Annotated in this window: 24 protein-coding genes; 10 read left to right on the top strand and 14 right to left on the bottom strand. The window is 61.2% G+C overall.

Translation table 11 applies throughout. From position 1 onward, the window contains the following. Positions 1 to 8: 8 nt before the first annotated feature. Positions 9 to 890, bottom strand: coding sequence for a LysR family transcriptional regulator (locus LG203_RS06240; RefSeq protein WP_230344965.1), 882 nt, complete (start codon positions 888 to 890; stop codon positions 9 to 11). Positions 891 to 1,031: 141 nt separating this feature from the next. Between LG203_RS06240 and LG203_RS06235 the strand changes: the two genes are divergently transcribed. From LG203_RS06235 to LG203_RS06215, 5 genes are all read left to right on the top strand, one after another. After that, positions 1,032 to 1,805 carry an SDR family NAD(P)-dependent oxidoreductase gene (locus tag LG203_RS06235; protein ID WP_230344964.1) on the top strand — a complete coding sequence of 258 codons (774 nt, stop codon included), beginning with the start codon at positions 1,032 to 1,034 and terminating at the stop codon, positions 1,803 to 1,805. 102 nt (positions 1,806 to 1,907) lie between these two features. Beyond that, positions 1,908 to 2,372 (top strand): putative quinol monooxygenase, encoded by a 465-nt coding sequence (locus tag LG203_RS06230; RefSeq protein WP_230344963.1) that lies wholly within the window; start codon positions 1,908 to 1,910, stop codon positions 2,370 to 2,372. 121 nt (positions 2,373 to 2,493) lie between these two features. Further along, a complete protein-coding gene (locus LG203_RS06225) occupies positions 2,494 to 2,841 on the top strand; it encodes a putative quinol monooxygenase (RefSeq protein WP_230344962.1) in 348 nt (115 codons plus the stop codon). A 39-nt stretch (positions 2,842 to 2,880) separates the two neighbouring features. Beyond that, positions 2,881 to 4,014, top strand: coding sequence for an NADH:flavin oxidoreductase/NADH oxidase (locus LG203_RS06220; protein ID WP_230344961.1), 1,134 nt, complete (start codon positions 2,881 to 2,883; stop codon positions 4,012 to 4,014). A gap of 269 nt (positions 4,015 to 4,283) precedes the next feature. Continuing rightward, positions 4,284 to 5,264 (top strand): aldo/keto reductase, encoded by a 981-nt coding sequence (locus LG203_RS06215; protein ID WP_230344960.1) that lies wholly within the window; start codon positions 4,284 to 4,286, stop codon positions 5,262 to 5,264. 62 nt (positions 5,265 to 5,326) lie between these two features. On the opposite strand, the gene LG203_RS06210 is transcribed toward LG203_RS06215, so the two are convergent. The 5 genes from LG203_RS06210 to LG203_RS06190 all read right to left on the bottom strand — a co-directional run bounded on the left by LG203_RS06210 (position 5,327) and on the right by LG203_RS06190 (position 9,044). Beyond that, complete coding sequence (locus LG203_RS06210) at positions 5,327 to 5,857, bottom strand: cyclic nucleotide-binding domain-containing protein (protein ID WP_230344959.1); 531 nt, start codon at positions 5,855 to 5,857, stop codon at positions 5,327 to 5,329. Between the two features lie 21 nt (positions 5,858 to 5,878). Next, complete coding sequence (locus LG203_RS06205; RefSeq protein WP_230344958.1) at positions 5,879 to 6,508, bottom strand: LysE family translocator; 630 nt, start codon at positions 6,506 to 6,508, stop codon at positions 5,879 to 5,881. A 255-nt stretch (positions 6,509 to 6,763) separates the two neighbouring features. Beyond that, positions 6,764 to 7,255 (bottom strand): DUF1097 domain-containing protein, encoded by a 492-nt coding sequence (locus LG203_RS06200; RefSeq protein ID WP_230344957.1) that lies wholly within the window; start codon positions 7,253 to 7,255, stop codon positions 6,764 to 6,766. A 98-nt stretch (positions 7,256 to 7,353) separates the two neighbouring features. Further along, a complete protein-coding gene (locus LG203_RS06195) occupies positions 7,354 to 8,250 on the bottom strand; it encodes an SDR family oxidoreductase (protein ID WP_230344956.1) in 897 nt (298 codons plus the stop codon). Positions 8,251 to 8,303: 53 nt separating this feature from the next. Next, a complete protein-coding gene (locus tag LG203_RS06190; protein WP_230344955.1) occupies positions 8,304 to 9,044 on the bottom strand; it encodes an SDR family oxidoreductase in 741 nt (246 codons plus the stop codon). A gap of 134 nt (positions 9,045 to 9,178) precedes the next feature. Between LG203_RS06190 and LG203_RS06185 the strand changes: the two genes are divergently transcribed. Continuing rightward, the gene (locus LG203_RS06185) at positions 9,179 to 10,078 is read left to right on the top strand and encodes a LysR family transcriptional regulator (RefSeq protein WP_230344954.1); all 900 of its coding nucleotides are present in this window, start codon (positions 9,179 to 9,181) and stop codon (positions 10,076 to 10,078) included. Between the two features lie 604 nt (positions 10,079 to 10,682). On the opposite strand, the gene LG203_RS06180 is transcribed toward LG203_RS06185, so the two are convergent. Further along, entirely contained in the window at positions 10,683 to 11,621 is a 939-nt protein-coding gene (locus tag LG203_RS06180; RefSeq protein WP_268867356.1) for a LysR family transcriptional regulator, read from the bottom strand. Positions 11,622 to 11,718: 97 nt separating this feature from the next. On the opposite strand from LG203_RS06180, the gene LG203_RS06175 reads away from it, so the two are divergent. Continuing rightward, the gene (locus LG203_RS06175; protein ID WP_230344952.1) at positions 11,719 to 12,468 is read left to right on the top strand and encodes a glucose 1-dehydrogenase; all 750 of its coding nucleotides are present in this window, start codon (positions 11,719 to 11,721) and stop codon (positions 12,466 to 12,468) included. Positions 12,469 to 12,628: 160 nt separating this feature from the next. Here LG203_RS06175 and LG203_RS06170 read toward each other — a convergent pair whose 3' ends face one another. Together LG203_RS06170 and mobH are read right to left on the bottom strand one after the other, a co-directional pair. Next, entirely contained in the window at positions 12,629 to 13,552 is a 924-nt protein-coding gene (locus tag LG203_RS06170) for an AraC family transcriptional regulator (protein WP_230344951.1), read from the bottom strand. A gap of 236 nt (positions 13,553 to 13,788) precedes the next feature. Next, the gene (gene mobH / locus LG203_RS06165) at positions 13,789 to 15,597 is read right to left on the bottom strand and encodes a MobH family relaxase (protein WP_230344950.1); all 1,809 of its coding nucleotides are present in this window, start codon (positions 15,595 to 15,597) and stop codon (positions 13,789 to 13,791) included. 305 nt (positions 15,598 to 15,902) lie between these two features. On the opposite strand from mobH, the gene LG203_RS06160 reads away from it, so the two are divergent. From LG203_RS06160 to LG203_RS06150, 3 genes are read left to right on the top strand one after another with little or no spacing between them, the layout of a single operon-like run. Then, positions 15,903 to 16,220, top strand: a complete 318-nt coding sequence (locus LG203_RS06160) for a type II toxin-antitoxin system PrlF family antitoxin (RefSeq protein ID WP_230344949.1) — start codon at positions 15,903 to 15,905, stop codon at positions 16,218 to 16,220. After that, entirely contained in the window at positions 16,220 to 16,678 is a 459-nt protein-coding gene (locus LG203_RS06155; RefSeq protein WP_230344948.1) for a type II toxin-antitoxin system YhaV family toxin, read from the top strand. Before LG203_RS06160 ends, LG203_RS06155 begins: the two co-directional genes overlap by 1 nt. Before the next feature lie 27 nt (positions 16,679 to 16,705). Beyond that, positions 16,706 to 17,083, top strand: a complete 378-nt coding sequence (locus tag LG203_RS06150) for a DUF3742 family protein (protein WP_230344947.1) — start codon at positions 16,706 to 16,708, stop codon at positions 17,081 to 17,083. A gap of 13 nt (positions 17,084 to 17,096) precedes the next feature. Here the strand turns inward: LG203_RS06150 and LG203_RS06145 are convergent, their stop codons facing one another. From LG203_RS06145 to LG203_RS06125, 5 genes are read right to left on the bottom strand one after another with little or no spacing between them, the layout of a single operon-like run. Next, entirely contained in the window at positions 17,097 to 18,614 is a 1,518-nt protein-coding gene (locus tag LG203_RS06145; protein ID WP_230344946.1) for a conjugal transfer protein TraG N-terminal domain-containing protein, read from the bottom strand. A gap of 15 nt (positions 18,615 to 18,629) precedes the next feature. Beyond that, complete coding sequence (locus LG203_RS06140; RefSeq protein WP_230344945.1) at positions 18,630 to 18,989, bottom strand: hypothetical protein; 360 nt, start codon at positions 18,987 to 18,989, stop codon at positions 18,630 to 18,632. Then, on the bottom strand, positions 18,986 to 20,383 hold the full coding sequence (locus LG203_RS06135) for an integrating conjugative element protein (protein WP_230344944.1): 1,398 nt from the start codon (positions 20,381 to 20,383) through the stop codon (positions 18,986 to 18,988). Before LG203_RS06135 ends, LG203_RS06140 begins: the two co-directional genes overlap by 4 nt. 9 nt (positions 20,384 to 20,392) lie before the next feature. Further along, complete coding sequence (locus LG203_RS06130; protein ID WP_407665360.1) at positions 20,393 to 21,340, bottom strand: TIGR03756 family integrating conjugative element protein; 948 nt, start codon at positions 21,338 to 21,340, stop codon at positions 20,393 to 20,395. Then, positions 21,337 to 21,783, bottom strand: a complete 447-nt coding sequence (locus LG203_RS06125) for a TIGR03757 family integrating conjugative element protein (RefSeq protein ID WP_230344943.1) — start codon at positions 21,781 to 21,783, stop codon at positions 21,337 to 21,339. Before LG203_RS06125 ends, LG203_RS06130 begins: the two co-directional genes overlap by 4 nt. Between the last annotated feature and the right edge of the window lie 116 nt (positions 21,784 to 21,899).

The following is a 21,899-nucleotide window of genomic DNA, read 5'->3' as shown; positions in this document are numbered from 1 at the left end:
GTGTTACCTCACGCCTTCATGATCTCAACCAACGCTCTCAGCCCCGCCGATTGGTGCTTGCGGCTCGGGAAGTAGAGAAACACGCTTTCGTCGGTGGTGCACCAGTCTTCGAGGCAGCGGCGCAGTCGGCCGTCGCGCAGATACGGAGCGGCGCGATCCTCCCATATGTATGCGAGGCCCAGCCCCCTTGCTGCCGCATCCGCCATCAATTCCTGGCTATCGACCGTCAGGGGACCAGCGACCTCGACCTTCACTATCTCGCCCTCCTTGACGAACTCCCAATTAAAGGTAGTCCCGCTCGGAAAAGCATATCGAATGCAATCGTGATCATGCAGATCGTGAGGTGCCATGGGAGGTGGCTTCCTCTCGAAGTAGCTTGGTGAACCGACGACGGTAAATCGAAACTTTGGCTTGATTCGCACCGCGATCATGTCCTGCGACAGGCGCTCACCGAAGCGAATACCTGCATCGAAACCTTCCTGCACGATATCGACTAGCGCGTCGGTGGCAACGACTTCCAACTTCAGCCCAGAGTTGGCGGCCAAGAGTTCCATTGCATCCCCCAACACATAGGGCGCGATCGAGTTTGGAACATTTAACCTGATAGTGCCGAACGGTGTGGCACGGAACGAGTTCAACCCATCCAGGGCGCTCCGCATGTCAGCTAGTGCTGGCTGCAACCGGGCATGCAGCGCTTCGCCCGCTTCCGTCAGAGACACGCTGCGCGTGGTGCGATGAAAAAGACGCACGCCCACGCGGCCCTCGAGGCTGCGTATCGAATGACTTACCGCCGAAGCGGACGTCCCCCGTTCCGTAGCTGCTTGGCGGAAGCTCAGGTGCCTTGCAACTGACGCAAATACGGCCAACTCGGCGAGTTCTGCGTTCTCCATTGTTGAGCCTCATTCATCATCGTAACAAATATTGGCTACTTTATCATATCAATCGAACGCTCCAGAATACCGTCAAAGAAAGGAGTAGGAGTCCTATATCTCGCTTCTTTACGGTCTAACCATTTGAATCTGGAGAAAAAAATGAGCATTCAAGTCTCGCCCCGGACGCTTTCCGGGAAGGTTGCGTTGATCACCGGTGCAAGCTCCGGCATCGGCCGAGCTACTGCCATCGAGCTCGCTCGCCGTGGCGCCAAAGTAGTCGTCAGTGCGCGCCGTCGTCCTGAAATCGAAGCGCTCGCCGCCGAGATCCGGAACGAAGGCGGTGAAGCGACGGCCGCTGTTGCCGACATCAACATCGAGCAGGACGTGATCGATCTGGTCGCCACGACGATCTCGACCTATGGCCGGATCGACGTCGCTTTCAACAATGCTGGTACCGAAGGCGAGTTCACGCCGTTCGTGGAGCAGTCGAACGAGGTCTACGACACGATCTTCAATGCCAACGTCCGTGGCGTCTTCTGGTCGATGAAGCACGAGGCGAAGGCCATGCTGGCGCAAGGCGGCGGCACCATCATCAACAACGCGTCGATGGGCGGCGTGATCGGCTTTGCAAACGCCGGTCTCTACATCGCCAGCAAGCATGCAGTACTAGGGCTGACCAAGACCGCATCGATCGAACTGTTCAAGCAAGGCGTGCGCGTCAACGCCGTCAATCCTGGAATCATCGACACGCCGTTCCAGGACCGCATCTGGCCGAGCACTGAAGCGAAGGACGCTTTCGCGGCCTCGACCGTCCCCGGTCGGGCAGGCTTGCCGGAAGAGGTTGCGACCGTGGTGGCGTTCCTTGCTTCCGATGATGCGTCGTTCGTGTCGGGCCACGGCCTGCTGGTCGACGCCGGCTATTCGATCGCCTGATCGAAGACGACCTGCCAGACATCCGGCGGTGCTTATCCCGATTACAACGTCATCCCGTTCCGGGATAAGCCGCTGAATACTCAAACCTTTTAGGAGAATCTGATGAATAACTTCAAGAAATACATCCTGGGCGCTTTCGTCGCCGCAACGGCAATCATTTCGTCGCAAAGCGCGTTGGCCCTTGATATCAAGGCAGGGCCTACCGGCGAAGTTGCCCTCGTCGTCAACTTCGACGTGAAGCCGGGCGCCGAAGCCGAGTTCGAGAAGGTTTTCCAGCGCTCAGTCACTTGCTCTCGCCTGGAGCCCGGCAACGTGACTTTCAATGTCCACAAGGTTCTCGGTGCCGAGCGTAGCTATGTTCTCTACGAAATCTGGCGCAACAAGGAGGCTCTGGACAGTCACTTCGAGCGTCCCTATACCAAGGCGCTCTTCGCGATGTTCGAGCAGAACCTGGCGCGTCCGCTCACGGAAGGCGCGGGCGGCCTGAACTTCGTCGCCGACCTCGCCCCGGCGCCGCGCCCAGCGCCCGTGACGACGGACCCCACTTCTGTCGCCGAATGCCGTTGAGCTCAGGGACGAGCGCATCCGGGAAGCTGGATACACCCACGCGCGTTGCCCTGGCTAAAGGCTGCAGGATGCCGCTACCTGGTCGGCACGCAGCGTAATTTTACTGATTCGGAAGAAAATCATGACCGCACAATCCACACTCGCCACGCCGGCGCCGACATACGGCGTACAACTCACGCTCATCGCATTCATTCGAGCCAAGCCCGGTCTCGGTGACGAACTGGGAAGCCGTCTCGGCGCCCTGGTCGAACCCTCGCGCGCCGAGGCTGGCAACATCAATTACGACCTGCATCGTTCGAATGACGATCCGGATGTCTGGGTGCTCTACGAAAACTGGAAGGAAGAAGCTGATCTGACGTTGCATTTCGAGCAGCCCTACATGAAGGCATTCGTCGCGGCACTTCCTGAAGTGCTGGAAGGTGAAATGGATCTGCGCCGTTGCTCAATGGTCACCAATATCGCCGGATAACCAGCGCAACTTAAAACCTCACTAAAAAGGATCGGAAAAGTGAAACTCTTCGAACCTGTTGCGCTGCGCGACGTGACACTGCGCAACCGTTTGGTCGTTTCCCCGATGTGCCAATACTCGGCGCAGGAGGGTTATGTTAACGATCATCACCTCATCAATCTTGGGCGATTCGCCATGGGGGGCTTTGGCCTGATCATGGTCGAAGCGACGGCGGTCGTTCCCGAGGGCCGTATCACCCATGGCGATCTCGGCCTCTGGTCGGACGATCACATCCCCGGCCTGCGGCGCATTGCGGAGGCGCTCAAGATGTACGGCGCCGTGGCAGGCATCCAGATCGCGCATGCCGGGCCGAAGGCGGCCAGCCAGCGGCCTTGGCAAGGTAACGGCGCCCTCGATGACAGCGACTTCCAGCGCGGCGAGCAGCCGTGGCCGGTGGTCTCTGCCTCCAACAAGCCGTATGCCGATGGCTGGTTAAAGCCTACGGCTTTGACAAGCGCGACAATGGCCGATGTTAAACAGGCTTTCGTCGACGCGGCGCGACGTGCCGACGCAGCCGGCTTCGATGTGATCGAGGTGCATTGCGCGCACGGCTACCTGCTCAACAGTTTTCTGTCGCCCGTGACCAACGACCGAAAGGATGAGTACGGCGGCGACCTCGAAGGCAGAATGCGTTTTCCCTTGGAGGTCGTACAGGCAGTGCGAGCGATCTGGCCGCAGGATAAGCCGCTCTTCGTGCGGGTCTCTGCCGTCGATGGCCTACGTGAGGGCATGTCTATCGAGGACACGATAGTCTTTGCCCGTCGTCTCAAAGCGCTCAGTGTAGACATCGTCGACTGCTCGTCGGGAGGTATCGCCCCGCGCTACGAGTACCCGTCGAGCTATGGCTACCAGGTTCCCTATGCTCAGAAGGTGCGCAGCGAAGTAGGCATCGGCACCGCTGCGGTCGGTCTGATCGTCAATGGTCGTCAAGCGGAAGCTATCGTGGAAAGCGGCCAGGCAGATCTTGTCGCGATCGGCCGAGAGGCGCTGGCCGATCCGAACTTCGCTCTACATGCCGAAGCCGAACTTGGCACTGTCGATCCCAAAGCCCCATTTGCCTCGTGGCCCACACAGGTTGCCTGGTGGCTTCAGGGGCGGTCGGTACAGATCCAGACATTCAGTGGGCGGTCGTGAACAACGGCATGAGCGCACCACGGCCGAGGCGAGTACACCTTGCGAAGTATCGTGGCTGCGCTGCCGTCCCCGTCGATTGCATGAAACCGTTCCTAGACGAACACCGCAATCGTCCAGGAGCGGATCATGTCCACTCGGTCTATCTGGTGCGTGAAGTCTTTGAGCACTTTTCGCGCGCTCCTTTCGGGAACTGCGCTTGATCAACCCCTGGCGTCCAGGCACGGCCTGACTAGTCATCTAAGGCGCCACACATCTTTAAGGATACAGATATGGAGTACGTGAAATTCGGCAGGACGGGAATGGATGTGTCGCGCTTGGTACTCGGCTGCATGAGCTTTGGCGATGCTTCGCGCGGCGATCACGCCTGGACACTGGACGAAGCCGCCAGTCGGGAGATCATTAAACAAGCGCTGGAGACTGGCATAAATTTTCTGGATACGGCGAATGCCTACTCCGACGGTACGTCGGAGGAAATCGTTGGTCGGGCGATCAAGGACTACGCTCGGCGCGACGAGATCGTACTGGCAACGAAGGTATTCATGCGTATGCACGCTGGCCCGAACGGTGCCGGACTGTCACGTAAGGCGATATTCGCGGAGATCGACAACAGCCTGCGACGGCTGGGCACTGATTACGTGGATCTGTACCAGATCCATCGCTGGGATTTCGATACACCGATCGAAGAAACGCTGGAGGCACTGCACGATGTGGTGAAAGCAGGTAAAGCTCGATACATTGGGGCATCTTCCATGGCGACATGGCAATTTGCCAAGGCAATCTACACTTCTCGCCTCAATGGATGGACGCCCTTCGTCAGCATGCAGAATCACCTAAACCTGTTGTACCGCGAGGAGGAGCGCGAAATGCTGCCGTTCTGCCGCGACCAGGAGCTGGCGGTAATCCCATGGAGTCCCTTGGCGCGCGGTCGGCTCACTCGGGCATGGGATGAGACCACCAGTCGACTGGAGACCGACAAGATCGGACGATCACTCTATGTCGAAAGCGACGCTCAGATCGTTGAGAGAGTCGGAGCAATCGCGCAGGCGCGCGGAATTCCTCGAGCTCAGGTCGCGCTCGCCTGGCTACTCCAGAAACCGGGTGTCACGGGACCGATCATTGGCGCCACCCGCGCGCAACACTTGGTGGATGCCGTCGCCGCGCTGTCGGTGAAACTGACCGATGAAGAGATCAAGGACTTGGAGGCGCCATATACACCTCATGAAGTCAGCGGCATTACGGTGATCAGGTAATTTACGAGCGAGGACGAGACAGCTAGCTAAGGACATGAATTCTGCCATCTGGCTGCTGGCATCTATGGGCGGGGCGCCGCCGGCCCGAACAACATCCTGTAGTAGGCCTTGCCATCGCGCAGATGCGAGTCGAATGTGAAGTTCTTTGCCAACATAATGTCCATGTCCTCGCGGGTGATCCGCATAACGTAGCTGTGTTCAGTCGTGACTAGCCGCCAAGTGCCGCTGGCTTCGTTCGCACTGAACCACTTTCCTGGATCGGCATGGCCGGCCGGGTGCGAGCGGCCGTTCTCCTCCAACTGCCAGCGTCCGTCGAGCAATATCCAGATCGAGTCATCGGTCATCGCAGAATCTCCTGGTCCGGATGCGATAACTGCTCCTGGGTCGGTCTCCCATTCGCGCGAATGGTCGATTGTCCAGCGTAATTGCGATGTATTGAGCGACGTGAAGAACGGGGTATGACGCAAGAGGTGCAAGTAGGTGACGGAGGGCTTCATCGTGGAGGCGGCCTGGGTGGTGTGGCACGGTGCCACGGACAGAACACACCCGACCGTGAGCAGGGAAAGAAAGATCGCGAGAGAGCGGCGCATCATGATTGAACGTCTTATGGGGCTTCAGCGACGCGAGGTCACGGCGAGCTTAACTGCCAGTGCGAGGAACACTGTTCCTGCGAACCAGTTCAAACAGCGCTGCAGGCTGGTCGAGCGCATGAACGTCTGACCGACTGCGCCGGCTGTCCATGCAATGCCAGCGAAGACCGCTAGGGCTGCAACGGCAAAAACCAGCCCCAGCACGGCGATTTGCAGCGTGACTTGGCCCCGCTCGGCGGTAACGAACTGCGGCAGAAAGGCCAGAAAAAACACGATCACCTTAGGATTGCTTAGGTTCATGGCGACACCCTTGGCATACGATTGCCATACGGAATGCAGTTCCAGCTTCGATGTCTCGGTGACGCCCACTGGTGCACGAAACGCCTGCCACGCGAGGAAGGCGAGATACGCGGCACCGAGGGCCTTGAGAATGGTGAAGGCCGTGAGCGAGGCCGTCAGAACGGCGCCAAGTCCCGCGGCCACCAGAGCAGTGTGGGCCATCAGGCCCGTACATAGGCCCAATACGGTGGCAAGACCGGAGCGCACACCGTAGCGGGCGGATTGGACGAGGACGAAGAGATTGTCTGGCCCCGGCGTGAGCGCCAGCAGCAGCGAGATGCCGGCAAAGGGCAACAACGTGTCGACGGATGGCATGGCTGTGCTCCAACGCAGGGTTTGTCGATACCGATCGTCAGCCACGCCCACTTTTGAGGTGGCGTGGTTGATGGCTTATTACGTATTGAGGCGCGGCTTGAACAGGTCGAACAGTCCAATCCGATGCAGTTCTATGAGCGGACGAGGCCCAATAGCGCGAAGCCCGAGTCCGCACCGTCCTAAGCAGGATCGATGTGCAAGCGAAGCAACCGCTTGCCGAAGGCATACTGAATATTTTCACGATGGCCGCGGCCATTAGGACGGCTTCACGATTCTGGCTGGCATGTAGTGCGAGACCCATCCCGCCGCCGAGCCGATCGTGCTAGCGCCCAGGAGATGCGCCAGGCTTTCGGTGGACGGTTCCAGGTGTGCGGCGAACCACGCGACCAGGCCGAGGAAGTAGCCCAGCAGATTGTTTAGGATTGGCATGCCGCGCATGGCAACCACGAGCAGTGCGACGACAAACACTACGACAGGCAGTGCCAAGCGTGGCCCAACGATAGATCCCACGTGCGGCAGGCTGAATGCCGCAATCGCACCAATCGTCAGGCCCAGTCCGACGCAAGCGAGATTTTCAAAGGCGCTTCGCGTATTCATGCCGCGCGTGAAGAATGCAATCCAGCCGATGAACATGGCCCAGACGGGCAGCGAAAGTGCCGCACTGCTCGCTGCCGCGACGGCGGCCGTGACAGCGGCAATGAGAGTTGTAATGATGAAAGAAGTGGGAGATTGGCGAGCGTGGCTCATGGGATGCTCCAAGATATAAGGGTTTCATTGGGCAAGTCACCGGTCGCGCACCCAAGGAAGGCAACAGCGATCGGCGAACTCATTCGGGGTTCGACCGTTCAATTGGTCCGCGGCTTGAGCAGGTCGGAAAGTCCTACTCGGTGCAACATCTCGGCACGCACGCGGTCCAGCACGGTGAATCCGACGTCTGCGCCGTCCTGGGTCGGATCGATATGCACGCGGAACGGACGCTTGCCGAACGGCGTATCAACGACCTTGACGATCGCTTCGGCCACCAGGCCCGCATCGGCATCCGCCGGCACGATCTCGGCAAAGGCCTTCTGCACCTGTTCGCCAAAGCCCGCGTACGGACCGGCCTCGTACTCGGCCGCGCGCGCCGCATCGGCTGGCGTGCCGGTATGGGCGAAATGGTTGGTGCCGCTGGTGAAGGCACCGGGCACGATGATCGAGGTCTCGATGCCCCAACGCGACAGTTCGCGCGCGTACTGCACGGCGATCGCATCCATCGCCGCCTTGGCACCGAAGTAAGGTGCCAGATAAGGGGGCGTGCCGCCGGCCGAACTGCTGCTCGATACCCATATCAGCAGCCCATCACGCTGCCGGCGCAGGTGCGGCAGCACGGCGCGGTTGACGCGCTGCGTGCTCAGCACATTGACGTCGTAGAGCTGTGCATACTGCTCGGGCGTGAAGGCTTCGGCCGGACCGAACACCATGTGACCAGCATTGTGCATCAGCACGTCGATGCGACCGGCCTCGGCGATGATGCGCGCCACGGCGGCGTCTGCCGAGTCCTGCGATTGCACGTCCAGTTCGACCGTGCGCAAGTCCGCGCCGTTGTCCTTCGAGAAGGCGGACATCTGTTCGACCACCGCGGCATTGCGGCCGGCGGTGTTGCGCATCGAGGCATAGACGGTATGGCCGGCGCGAGCCAGCGCTTCGGCAGTCAGGCGGCCGAAGCCGCTGGAAGCGCCGGTGATGAGGATGATCTTGCTCATGAAGGTTCTCCTGATAGGAAAGACTATGAATTCGGGTGGGGGGAAACCCGTGATCAGACCATCCCGCCGTTTGCGCGCAGAACCTGGCCGTTGATCCAGCCGCCGGCCGGACTGGCCAGGAAGGCCACCGCATGTGCGATGTCATCCGGCGTACCCAAGCGTTCCAGCGGGTTCATCTTCGACATGCGCTCGATCAATTCAGGGGACTTGCCGTGAAGGAACAGATCGGTCGCGGTCGGACCAGGTGCCACGGCGTTGACCGTAATCGAACGGCCGCGCAGCTCCTTCGACAGGATGGCGGTCAGCGTCTCCACGGCAGCCTTGGTCGCGGCATAGACGCCATAGTTCTCCAGCCTCAACCCGATTACGCTGGTGGAGAAGTTGATGATCCGGCCGCCATCGCGCAGGCGGCGCGATGCGAGGCGCAACGTGTTGAAGGTGCCTTTCAGGTTGACGGCGACTTGGCTATCGAACAACGCGTCATCGCTATCGGCAAGCGGCGCGAGCTTCATGATGCCGGCGTTATTGACGAGAACGTCGATGCCGCCGTAGGCCGCTTCGGCACCGTCGAACAGGCGCGACACGGCGGCCGCGTCGCTGACATCGGCCTGGGCACTGATCGCGCGTCCGCCGGACTTCTCGATATCGGCGACCACTTGTTCGGCCTCGGTCGCATTGCCGGCGTAGTTGACAACGACGGTGAAGCCATCCGCGGCCAGACGTCGGGCAATGGCCGCACCGATGCCACGCGATGCGCCCGTCACTAGGGCAATTTTCTCTTGAGGGGTAGTCATGGAAGTTCTCCTTTCAGGCCGCGGGGATCGCGGCGTTAGAAGAACTATGCGATCTCCCCGGCCAGAGATAATCGGTGTAAAGTGCACATCACTATTTCTTGAGGACGAACAATGGGTAATCTGGGGAACATGTCATGGATCGTTTGGATGCACTAAGGCTCTTTGTGCGCATCGTGGAGCGGCGCAGCTTCACGTTGGCGGCAAACGACTTGGAAATCCCTCGCTCGACAGCAACGAAAGTAGTCGCCGAGATGGAAGCCAGGCTGGGTGTGCGGCTGCTACAGAGGACCACACGCGTGGTGCGTCCGACGCTTGACGGTGAGGCTTTTCACCAGCGATGCGTCCGCATCCTGGACGACCTGGAGGACGCGGAAGGAGCCTTTCTTGGCGCGCAACCCAAGGGGCAGTTGCGTGTCGAAGTACAGGGTACTCTTGCTCGCCACTTTCTCATGCCCGGCTTGCCATCGTTTTTCGAGCACTATCCGGACATCGAACTCTCGATGAGCGAAAGCGACCGGTGGATCGATCTGGTGCAGGAAGGTATGGATTGCGCGCTGCGCTACGGCAGGCTGCCGGACAGCGATCTCGTCGCGCGGCAGGTGGCCATGCTGGAACGCGTGACCTGCGCCACGCCCGGCTATCTGAAGAAGTTCGGCACGCCGACCGATGTCGCTTCCCTCGCCGGGCATCGTATGGTGGGCATCCGCCTGATTTCGAGTGGCAACTTGATGCCGCTCGAATTCACCGGCGGCGAGGCGCACGAAAGCATCACGCTACCGGCCACGCTATCGGTGACAGGACCGGAAAGCTATCTGGCCAGCACACGGCTTGGTTTCGGTCTAGCGCAGATGCCGCGCTTCCATATCGATGAAGACCTCAAGCGCGGCAGCCTCGTCGCCGTGCTGCGTGAACGGCCGCCGCCGTCGGCGCCAGTGTCGCTCGTCTATCCGCGCAACCGGCAATTGTCGCCACGCGTACGCGTGTTCCTCGACTGGGCAAGCAATGAGTTCAAGACGCGTGGCGCGTCCCGCTGAGTGCCTGTCTCTACGTGGCGCTCTCTGTGAACGCCCCACGTGCAGTCAACCGGTCAAGCCCCCCCGGCGAGAGTCGCCAGCGAGAAGTCGCAGACTAAAGGCGCCTTCAGCGGTGCGCTGCCCAAGGGTTTACTACGAAATCGAGGTTCAGCGCACGTTGGCGCGAAGTTTCCTGTTGTCAGGCTTGCCGGACTTCCTAGCCTGCTACCCGGATATCGAGCTTCCGATGAGCGATATCGGTCACTGGGTGGACCGACCTGGTCCAGGAGGGCGTGGACTGCGCGTTACGCTGGGGACATCTGCGCTAGGCGGGTGTCGTTCCTCGAACGGCTCATCTGTGCAACGCCAGGATACCTGGAGAAATTCAGTGATCCTTCGGACATCGAGAATCTAGCCGGTCATCGCTCTGTCGGACTGCGCTCCTTGAAGCAGTGGTGCGGTCACTTAGCTGGAGTTGGCCGGGATGCCAGCACACTGTGCACGACCTCTTTGTCGAGTACGCTCTCGGTGACCGGCACCGAGAGCTGCCTCGCCGGCATCTCCTTGGCTCCGGGCACGCGCTGGTGCCGTGCTTCCATGCTGGGCTTGCCGCCTCTGACATCGCTTACGTTCGATGCGGAGACGGAAGATAGTCATCCGGACCGAAGGGGCGCCTCATCCGTTCGCGAGCGAATTCGGCGAAGGCGCGCAACTTCGGCAGTGCGTGATTGCGGCTGGGGTAGTAGAGCACCAACCCGGGCTCTTCGATGGCGTAGTCCTCCAGCGTTGTCTGCATGTCCGCCTTGGCGATGTAGTGCATCGCCAGCGTCAGCGGCATCTGGGCGAGACCGATTCCCTTGAGTACCGAATGGATGCTCATCTCCACGTCGTTGACGATCAGCGGCCCGTCCACCGTCACCTTCATGCGCTGGCCGTCGAGCGCGAATTCCCAAGGGTGAATGGCACCTTCGGAACCTCGCAGTTGAATGCACGGAAACCGGTGCAAATCCTTCGGATGATCGGGCAGGCCGTGCTTGCGAAAGAAAGCTGGAGCGCCGACGACCGCGATGCGCAACGGTGGAGAAAGGGGAACTGCCACCATGTCAGCCTGGAGCAGTTGCCCCAGACGGATCCCTGCATCGAAGCCTCTCTCGACGATGTCAACCAGACCGTCCTCCCCGAACAGTTCCAATTGCACATGGGGATAGCGTTGCAGGAACTCCGGCAGCAGACGGTTCGCCAACAACGGCAGGCTGGGACGAGGCACATTAATGCGCAAGCGACCACTGGCTTCTCCCGCCAGCCCGGCCGCTGCGTCCAGGCCCAACGCCAGCATCTCGATGGCCGGCCGCGCGTGGGCGAGCAGGCGTGCCCCTGCCTCCGTCAATCCGACGCTGCGTGTCGAACGGGACAACAGCGGCGCACCGACGCGCTCTTCAAGAGCACGGATGGTCTGGCTGACCGCAGACGGTGTGATGCCCAAATGACGCGCAGCAGCGCGAAAGCCATGGAGTTCGGCCACGGCTACGAACACCACTAGGCCATCTAGGTGACTCCGCTCCATTGGTAAGCGCATCTGAACAGCCCGTTCTCTGTGTGCTGGATTGTGGAACAGTACTGCTGCTCGTAATCTCTGTCTATTGAAATCGATGGAGTTGAAAATGGGAAAACTCAAAGGAAAGATCGCACTCATCACCGGCGGCGCGAGCGGGATCGGCCTCGCATCCGCCAAGGCCTTCGTGGCGGAAGGTGCTCAGGTCGTCATTACTGGCCGTGACCAGGCCGCAATTGATGTAGCGCTCGCGGAAATCGGGGAACGGGCCATGGGCGTGCGGGGCGATGTGTCCAATCTCGCGGATCTGGACCGGCTCTACAGCGAGATCGGCAAGCGTCTTGGGCACCTAGACATCGTGTTCGCCAACGCTGGCGCCCTGACCCTCGCACCTTTCGAGGACATCACCGAAGTGCAGTTCAACCGCGAGTTTGACATCAACGCTAAAGGGGTCTTCTTTACGGTCCAGAAGGCGCTTCCTCTGCTGAAAGACGGTGGCTCGGTCATCCTCACGTCATCGATTGCGCACTTCAAGGGCACACCTGGGTATAACGTCTACGCGGCCACCAAGGCTGCAGTCCGTTCCTTTGCCCGTAGCTGGACCGTTGATCTGAAGCACCGCAACATCCGAGTGAACTGCCTCAGCCCAGGGCCGACCATTACGCCACTGGCGGGCAAGATGGGCATCCCGGCCGAGCAGGCCGAGAGCTACGGCAAGTACATCCTTGAACAGATTCCGATGGGCAGGTTCGGCAACGCCGAAGAGACAGCAAAAGCGGCCCTGTTCCTCGCATCGGACGACAGCTCTTTCATCACAGGCGTGGACCTTTGCGTCGACGGAGGAATGGGGCAGATCTAGCCCCAAACTGCGATCGTGCTATGCCGGCAGCGCAGCTGTTGGGCAGAGTAGAGGCCAATCAAGGTTCTACGCGCTTCAAGATCATGACTCTGATTGGCAAGCTGGAGATGCGTCTCAGTCGAGAAGTAGTAGACTAATTGGCACGTTGGCATGACGTGTTTCAAGACTCCGCTCGAAGTCTCATCGCATCCTGCATAGGGGGCGCACCGAACAGTCTCTTATATTCGCGATGGAACTGCGACTGGTTGTCATAACCTACCATCGAAGCCACGATCCCCACATCGCTTGCGCGCTTCAGCATAAGACGGCGCGCTTCGAAGAGTCGCAACCGTTTCTGATATTGCAGGGGACTCAGTGCCGTCGCTTCTTTGAAGTGTTGATGCAATGAGGAAACGCTCATGTTTACGTGCTCTGCCAGATCGTCGATCCTCATAGGTACATCGAAGTGAGCCTTAATCCACTCGACAGCCTTGGCCACTTTGAAAGCGCGACTGTCGGCCACTAAAGCGTGACGCAGGCGCATCCCCTGACTGCTCATCAGCAGCCGATAAATGATTTCCTGCTCAATCAACGGCGCCAGTACTGGGATGTGCTTGGGCGTGTCAAGGAGTCTCGCCAGCCGGTATGCGGCATCCAGCAAATCCAGCGATAGATCCCCTACGCTGATGCCGAGCCCGAGCGGGGTCTCATCGGGGAGGGGTAGTTCACGTGTAGCAACCAGATGTGCGACCTTTTCCATGTCAATCTCAAAGGAGAAGCACAGGTAAGGTTTTTCGCGGCTCGCTTTGGTCACTCGACCGATGATCGGGATATCAATCGATGTGACCAGACAGCGTTCAGAGTCGTAGTCGTAGCTCATATCGCCAGCAGTAACAGTCTTTGCTCCTTGCGCGGCGAAGATAAGTGCCACTTTGCTGAAGGCTGACTCCTCCTTGGATGGTGCGGAGAAGCGCCAGAACGTCAGTGATGGGATCGCAACGCGATGCTCGCCATCAATGGGCGAGAAGCGCTCCACGATCGAAGCGAGCTCACTGGAGATGGCCTCCCGGGAGGTCAGCGGTGTTTTGTGATCTAGTAGATCCATACTATTTTAGTCTAGGAATGTGCCATCACAATTTACACAATACTGGCTATCCTTGCTCCAAGAAGTCTGACAATTCAGAGAATAGTATCTAATTCTCGGAGGATTGTAGATTTCCATTGAAGGCTTCGGATTGAGAATTCTGTGTACGCGGATCAGTCCTCGACTTCCGCTACTCCTCTGCCGGAGATGCTTCCAGGCCGTCTCGAAGCCTTCATCGATCGCGCTCTGGAAGCGGGTCAGATACGCGACGAACGTACCTGCACCGACAGGTATGGGTTGTCTGGCGGAAGTTCCTCAAACAGCTCCGCAGGGGCATCCAGGAGGTAGCCGTGCAAGCGACGCGCCTTGCGCGGGCCGGTCACATCGCACGTCCAGATGTTGAGGCCGCTCGCCTGCTTGCGATGCAGATGCAACCGCTCGAACTGTTTTTGAACCCACTGCCAATCGACCACGTTCTCCAGCCCTGCCAGTCTGGCAACCTGCGGATGTTCCTGGGCATATCGCTGAAACAGCCCAGGACTGACTAGAAAGGCCGTGCCGTCCACGGTATGCACCAGCGCACGTGTGTCGTTGATGATGAGTTTGCGGCTTTGGATGGCCCTCTTGAGCCAACCCATGAAGTGTTCACCAGACACTTGGGCTATGATCGGAACAGTGACCTTCTGCTCCGAAACAACAATCTGCGGCGTCGCATCCCCGATCGATGCTGCGGGAGCAGATCCAAAACTCTCCGTAATGGGCTGCATGTCAGTGCCTAGCAACCCAAGCAGCACATCGACGCCGTCAGCGGATGGTGCCGTTATGGATTGAGCCGGAGCAGCGGGCGCTGGCATCCCCGCGCCACCTCCTGCTGCAAACTCGCCTGTTATTTCTATCTGTGGCTCCGTCGCTGTAACGGTCTCCACCTGGATCGTGCCGCTGAATGGCGCAGGCCGCTCGGTCGCGTCCCAGATCAAGGCGGGGGTGAGACGCAACAGAGTGAACGAATGGGACCAGCCGGTCGCGCTGGTCACGGTGGCGCGCCAGACCGCCTTGCCGTCCAGCGTGGGCTGCAACATGCCATGATCCTGCAACACGTTGAACACGGCGGTGTTGTTCGCGGGAATGCCGTCAATGCCTTGAGACAGCAGATGCGCGCGCAGCTTGTCGGAAACCGTCTTGCTCACCAGCCATAGTGCGTCCTCGGTGAGCCAGCCATCAGAGGCCTCGGGCTGGTTCAGCTTCAACTCTTCCTTGAGCAGATAACGCAGCCCGTCGAGCAGCTTGCGTTGCAGTGCGTGCTTGGGCGCGGCCATGACGCGGGCCGGATCACCACCCAGCTCCTGCGCCACAGAAGCGCGATCAGCCTGCACGACAAGCTCGCCCAGGATCCCGGCATGCTCGTACTGTCCGGCCAAGACGTAGAGCAGCGGGGCCCATAGCGCCGGGTAGCCACTGAGCCAGTCCAAGACGTGCCGATCGAGCAGTTGGCGGTAGAGCAGACCTGTTGCAGCACTATGCAAGCGGTATTCGCGATCCTCACGATAGCGGAAGCGGTATGGCTGGAGCAGCGGGCCGTGCCAGGGATGCCAGGTGTTGCCGTCGGCCAGCTCGACATGCAGATCGACGGCGATCTTGCCGATGTCGTGCAGCAGCGCGGCGTAGGCTACAGCGGCGGTCCAGGCCTCGGATTGCGCCGCCTGGTCCTCGGGGCTGGCACCGACGGGCAGCAGATGGGATTGCCGTAGCTTCAGGCTGTAAGCGACGATTTCGAGGCCGTGATCGAGCATGCCGCCCGGGTAGGAGTGGTGGTGGCTTTCCGAGGCGGGGAACTGCTGGACCAGTTCGGCGTAGCGCTCCAGCGGTATGCGGTACAGGGTGGCGAACTGTTTGCGCGAGAGCGATGTGCGATGCCAGATGTGCTCCAGCAGCTTCTGCCGGCGCGGCGTCGCCAGCAGCGATGCAGCCGACTCGGGCCGCAACAACCCTTTCGGAAGATCGGTGGCGGGCGCTGGCGACGGAGCGGCAGCGACCGGGGGCCGTTTTCGCTGGAACAGTGAGAGCATGTAAGTGTCCTGGTGGCGGGCCGACCGGGAGGCCTTTTCGCCTTTTCGAGGTAGGGCCTTTCCCCTTGCACCCCATTCCCTTGCCCTTTCTGCCCTTTGGCCTTTAACCATTTGGGTATAGGGCGTGGGGCATTGACCGTCCACGGCCAATGCGGGGTTCGGCGGGCCGGATTGATGCGTGAAGGCTTGGTGTTCCCGCACTACGATGGGCCGATTCTTGGACTCGGGAGGACGCCATGCGACCCCATATTGACACGGTAAGGAATATTCCTTACCATCGAGGCATCGCTATTAGGAGAACGGCCATGCCTGCCATTCATGAAATTGCCACCCTGACCTCAAAAGGCCAGATCACGCTGCCCAAGCCCATCCGGCAGGCGCTCGGTGTCGATGCCGGCGGCAAGGTTGCGTTCGACCTGCGTGACGGAGAAGTCATCGTGACCCGTGCCGACGCTGAACACGAGGACCCCGCCATCGGTGCGTTCCTGAGTCTGCTGGCCCGCGACATCGAGGCGGGCCGGAACGTCCATGGCCTGCCCGAGGATCTAACTCGCGCCATGCTGGAGCAAGCGGGTCACGGCGTGAAGCTGGACGAGGAAATCGACGGCGAAGTGGAACTCTGATGCAACGGCATGGCTGGGCATTGCTGTTCCACGACTGTGTGATCGAGCAGTTGCAGAAGCTGCACGCAGCCGCACGGCGCGCGCAGGAGAACGACCCGGAGGGCTTCGAGTCCAATGCCAACGTCAAGCTCTTCCGGGCCTTGAACCAGTTGATATTAGATGTGGTGCCCGGTGATCCGGCACGCGACGAGTACCGCCAGGGCAACACCCTGGGGCCGGCCCACCGGCACTGGCGAAGGGCCAAGATCGGAAGGCGGTTCCGGTTGTTCTTTCGGTACGACTCGAAGGCCAAGGTCATCGTGTACGCCTGGGTCAATGATGAGCAGACCTTGCGGTCTTCGGGGAGCAAGTCAGATCCCTATACCGTGTTCGAGAAAATGCTCGGGCGTGGGAATCCGCCAGACGATTGGAACGTATTGGTGCAGGCAAGCAAGCAGGATTGGAGCAAACTGGAATAGGCATTCCTCATGTAGCAGGAGACGACCATGAACACGACAACCCGCATCAGCACCGCAGAACGCCTCGGCCGCAGCGTTGGCCGTGGATGGCGCGCCTATGCGCGCGGCGAGCGAAGGTTGTCGAGTTGGCTCGCCTCCAAGGGGATGCCGCTTGCCGGGGCCACCGTGCTCGTATGGGTAGTGAAGCTGGTCGCGCTGGGATTGCTGTTCTACGCCGCATTCTGGCTGGCGTTGGTGCTTCTGGTTGGGGTTGCCGCAGCATGGACGGCCAGCAATTCGACGGTCGATGATGATCGCTGGACGCAACCGGACGAACTGCGAAACGGCGAGGCAGGCTTTGGCCTGTATTCGTCCAGCGGTCAGCGGATCGACCCGCACGACCCGAACGATCCGTTCAATGACTGAAATGGGCGACCGATCAAAGCACCTTGCCGGTAACCTTGTTCACGCCTGATCCCGCGCTATCGCGTGCTTCCTTGGAACCGACAGCCAGGTTCTGAGCGATTACCCCGGCTTTTACTCCGACCCACCCAAGAGCTGCCACCCAGAAAGTCGGCAGGACCAAGAACATCGTGCCGGTGACGAACATCAAAAGCATGTCGCCGAAGGCATTGTTCAGCCCCACCAGCGGGTCGAAGTTGGTATGCGGCCGGTTCCAGCCAAAGCCCCACCCGTAGAGCGCATCGAGGATGGTGCTGTCGATCCAGCGTGCGAGCTGAAACCAGAAGTCCGTGAAGAACAGCGCAAACTGGACGGTGCTGACGGTGACGACCATCTTCAGGTCATAGGTGCCCACGACCAGCACTAGCGGAATGCAGATCACGAGCGCCATCTTGAGCAGCGCGAGCACCATGGGCAGTGCTTGGCGCACTACGTCCATTGCCGGGAAGGCGGCGAGAGCCCCAACCGCCAAGCCAACATCGCTGGTGGCACGGTTGACGACATTGGGCAATGTCTTGTCGATCTGACCGCCGTAGTCCGTATAGACGCTGCCTTGGTTCAATTTCTGCTGCCGCGGTGACGCGATGGCGCGGATCACGGAGTCGTCCACCTCGGCCCGGCTCAGGAATCCAGCCCAGCCCGCCAGGCGATTCAGCAGGCTCGGGTCCACTTGCCCCAGCAGCCGCGCGCGCAGTCCGTTACTGCCGTCGGACCACCACTGCCTGCAGGTCGGGTAGCCGCCACCATTGGCAACCTGCGCGAGCCCAGCATCGCGGGTGTCGTCATAAGGCCACGCCTCGCGCGCCGTACTGGAGCGGTAGCTGTCGTAGTAGCCACCCGTGTCCGTGAAAAAGCGCGAGCCAATCCAGGTCACGTCGTGCATCTGCTGCTCATCGAGATCCGGGCGCTGCATGAACAGCTTGGCGCGCGCCGGTCCGTAGCAGTCCCGAGAGAAATCCGCCACCTCCTGAGCCAGCACCGGATCGTCGATACGGGTCGCATCGATCTCCATCCGCATCTGCCGCAGATCTGTGCCGCACGGGATCGCAGCCACCGAGGCGCTCGTGACGGCGCGCGAAAGCGCGTGCATGAAAGCCCACCAGACCGGAACCTTCGCCGACTGGTTGTTGATGGTGCTGAAGGACTGCGACCAGCCAGTTTGCGCGGGCTGCGGCACGCTGACTTGGCACTGCGCCGAGCGCGAGCTGTCGTACTGGATAGTGTTGAGGTCGACATCGATGAACGGAATGCCGGCGAACATCACGACCACGATGGCCACAAATACTCGGTTCTCGATGCGCGCCGCCGAGAGCACGCCCTTGTTGCCTTCGTCGGCGCCCTCCGCTCTGGCCTTGAGCCATTCCTGGATGACGATCGCCACAAAGGGCAGCGCAAACACCCCGCTGGACACCAGCACGGCCCAGATGCCGTTGTTGACGATCCAGGACACGAGGGTGAGGTAGTACTCCAGGTAGTCGGTCGTGAAAAGCGTCATGGCCTCGATCTCCCCTCAAGCGGCCTGCATCAACAGGCTGGCTTCGAGCGCCACAATGGCAAGGACGCCGGCGACCTCTGCGCGGATCAGCCGACGTCGCGCCTGCGTGCTGTCTTCGCGGGCCAGCAGCCGACGGCGCATCCAGACCCATCCATAGGCCGTACCGCCGTACAGGCACAGTCGCCAGATGAAGAAATACCCTGCGGATGCCGCCACCCACCGCTCCCAGGCCGCGACACTGCCGACCAGGTAAATGCCCGCGACGTTGGCCCCTACGGCGGCGGCCACGACCAGCACAAGCCATAGCAGGGTTTTCGCCGCGTGCCGGCTGAACAGCCAGCGTAGTGGACGCCAAGTCATGCGAGCCTCGCTCATGGCCGACCTCCCGGATTGCCCTTCTGGAGTTGGTCGAGACGGTCGGGCACCGGATCGCCCTCGTAGATGCCGCGCGAACCCGAAGCGCGCGTGCTATGGCGCTGAATGATGGCCATCGGCGAGTTGTTGGCCAGCTCGCGGCGCAGTTCCAGTTCCGTTTTGAGGTTCTGGATCTCGCGGTCGAGCGTATCGCTCTCCTTGTTCACGGCCTCCACCGCAAGCTCGTTGGCCGCGACGTTGGGCTCTTTCTTGCCCGTGAGCAGCGTGCGCTGTAGCAACAGCGCCTTCTCCAGCACGGAGGACAGCGCGACCTCGGACGCCAGGCGCTGCGACAGCAGGTGCTGGTCCGGCTCGTCACGCAGCGCCTCGATCACGCCGCGGGTGATGGGCAGCGATGCACTGCCAGCCTCGCGCAGGTTCTCCGGCGTCGTGTTCTTCGCCTTGGACACCAGATCCTGGAGCGCCTGCAGCTTGGCGTCGTATTCTTCCTGGATCAACGGCGTCAGCCCTACGCCGGGCGTCGTCTCGGTCTTGGTGCAGGCATCGCAAGTGCGCTGTTCCTTCTCGCCGAGTACGCGCGTGGCCCACTCGACGGCGGCCTGCGGCGAGGTCCAGGTCTGGCACGAGAGACTGCTACAACTGGTCGGTGCGATGGACGACGTATCGGTCACGCCGCGGCCGTTGACCAGGTTGTAACCGGCGCGGGTGACATCGCCGACAACCTTGATCGCGGGCTGGCCGGAGCCTCCCGCGTTACTGCCCCCGACCCACGGCACACCGTCATTGCCGCGGCGCGTCTCGGCCTGCTCGATGGCCGAGACCGCATCCGTGCTCGACACCGCATCGCGCAGCGCCAAGCCTTCTGCCATCTGGCTCCAGCCGAGCTGCCCGCCCGCCGTCTCGGCCATCCTCTCCGCCATGGCACGGCACGTCAGCTTGGAGCGGTCGAAATCGAGCCGTGCCTGCAGCACGCCATTGGTGAGCAGGTTGTAGAGGCCGGGATCGGCCCGCTGAATGATCAGTGCCGGCAGCGACGCCACCGCGCTGGTGGCGCTTTGGATCACCGATGACATGATTTGCTGGAAGCCGTTGGTGACGCCGTTGAGCTGATTCTTCAACGTGGTCTGGATGCTCATGTCACCGCAGATCAAGTTGCTGTTCCAGCCCACGCCGACCCCGAGAGAGCGCATGCCAGCCGCACGTCCCATCGACACGGCGTTTCCGCCGCCGATCGAGTACATGACGTCATCGCCGATGACACTGCCGCCGGTCTGGTAGCCCAGTTGGCTCCAGGCCACACCGCTCGTCAGCGCGAGCGCACCGGCCACCGCCAGGACGATCCTCGTGCGACGTACCCGGCGGGAGAACGGATTGAATGCAGGACGGAACTTCATGGCACCACCTCAGAGGAAATCGACGCTGCCGAGAAACACCTGGCCCCGGCGTTCGCAGCACGCATAGGGCCGCCACAGCGCCCAGGCGTAATCGCCTTGCCGGGCCTGTGTCAGGGCGCCGCTGCGCGGGAAGACCGAGCAGGACGAGGACAGGACTGGCGTGAGTTCCTGCCACTTGCCCGTCGAGGCATCGCTCTCCATGAGCGCGCCAGCCGGCCAGTAGCCATCGCGGGAGTTGGCGAGCAGCGGCTGATAAACGTGGATCTGCCCCCGGCGCGTGACGACATCGCCTGCGCGCTGGGCCACCACTGCACTGGCCTTGTGGTCGTCGGTCTGGTGCAGGAAACCCCCGCGGGGATACACGTTGCCCCAGAGGTTCATCGTGGTGCGTGCGCCGACCTCACGCATGCCGGGAATCAGCGCCTCCGGGTAGGCCATCTCGGGCACGTTGTAGCGCCAGGCCAGCGTGTCCAGGGTGCCTAGCAAGTACGGCATGAACGCCGTGCCCGCACCCTCGCAGAAGTAGCCCGAGGACGACACGAACTGGTTGAACACCTCGACGCCCGGGTGCCCGATGACGTCCGCGTTCTTGAACTTGGCGAGGTTGTTTTCGTGGTCCTCGTTCGTCGTTCCGTCCCCGCCGGCTTGGGCGGATGGGTTGGGCGTGCTCATCGGCCGGACTTCGATCCAGGGGTTTTCGCCGGTGTTGCTGTAGCTGGAGACGACCGCATCGGGGATGTAGTGGCGGACCTTGATGGACGTGCGTACCGTACAGCCCGTCCAGGTGCAGTAGAGCCAGTAGCAGATCCCGACGACGCGGTATTCGAGGCAGTCTGGCGATGCCACCGAGCCGACGATGGTTGCGGTGTTGAGCGCGTAGCTGCCCGTGGCGCTGAGCAGCAGAACGGACGCCACGCCAGCACGCAGGCGGCGCATCAGGTCGAATGGGCGGGTCACGGCTGGGCCCTCCAGTGCTGCTCGATGCGAGCGACTGCGCGGGCCACATCCGGTTCGCCATAGACGACGTAGCGTTGATCCACCACGACGGCCGGGATGCTGGTGATGCCCAGGCTCCATGCGTCGGTGACGCCCTGGTAGGCGGAAGCGATGCGGCGTTGGAGATCGGTGCCGCCGCTGTTCAGTCGGCGCTTGACGATGGCGGTCGCCTGCTCGGGTTCGGCGGGCAGTTCCGCAGAAAGCTCCGCTTCAATCCGGTGCGCTTCGTCCAGCTCGATCAGCCGCTCGCCGCCCATGGTCTTGACCGGATGGCGGCTGTCGGTGATGACCAGCACATCGGCAGCGAATGTGGCCGGACTGAAGACACCCAAGGACACCGGCAGTGCACCGGCCAGGCCAAGGGCTCGCCAGCTTGGCGCGAACCTGGGAAAAGATGCTGGCATGACACGTGCCCCGGAAGTTGATCAGGGCCATAGTCAAACGCCGAATCCGGTGCAGCCCCACAAACAATGCGCATCGCGGACACCCCGCATACCTGCTTGCTTCGAGGCAAGGAAGA

Source organism: Methylovorus mays (genome assembly GCF_020531915.1).
Lineage (GTDB): Bacteria > Pseudomonadota > Gammaproteobacteria > Burkholderiales > Methylophilaceae > Methylovorus > Methylovorus mays.
Note: the sequence above shows the minus strand (reverse complement) of the source record. Positions and strands in the feature narration are given on the sequence as shown.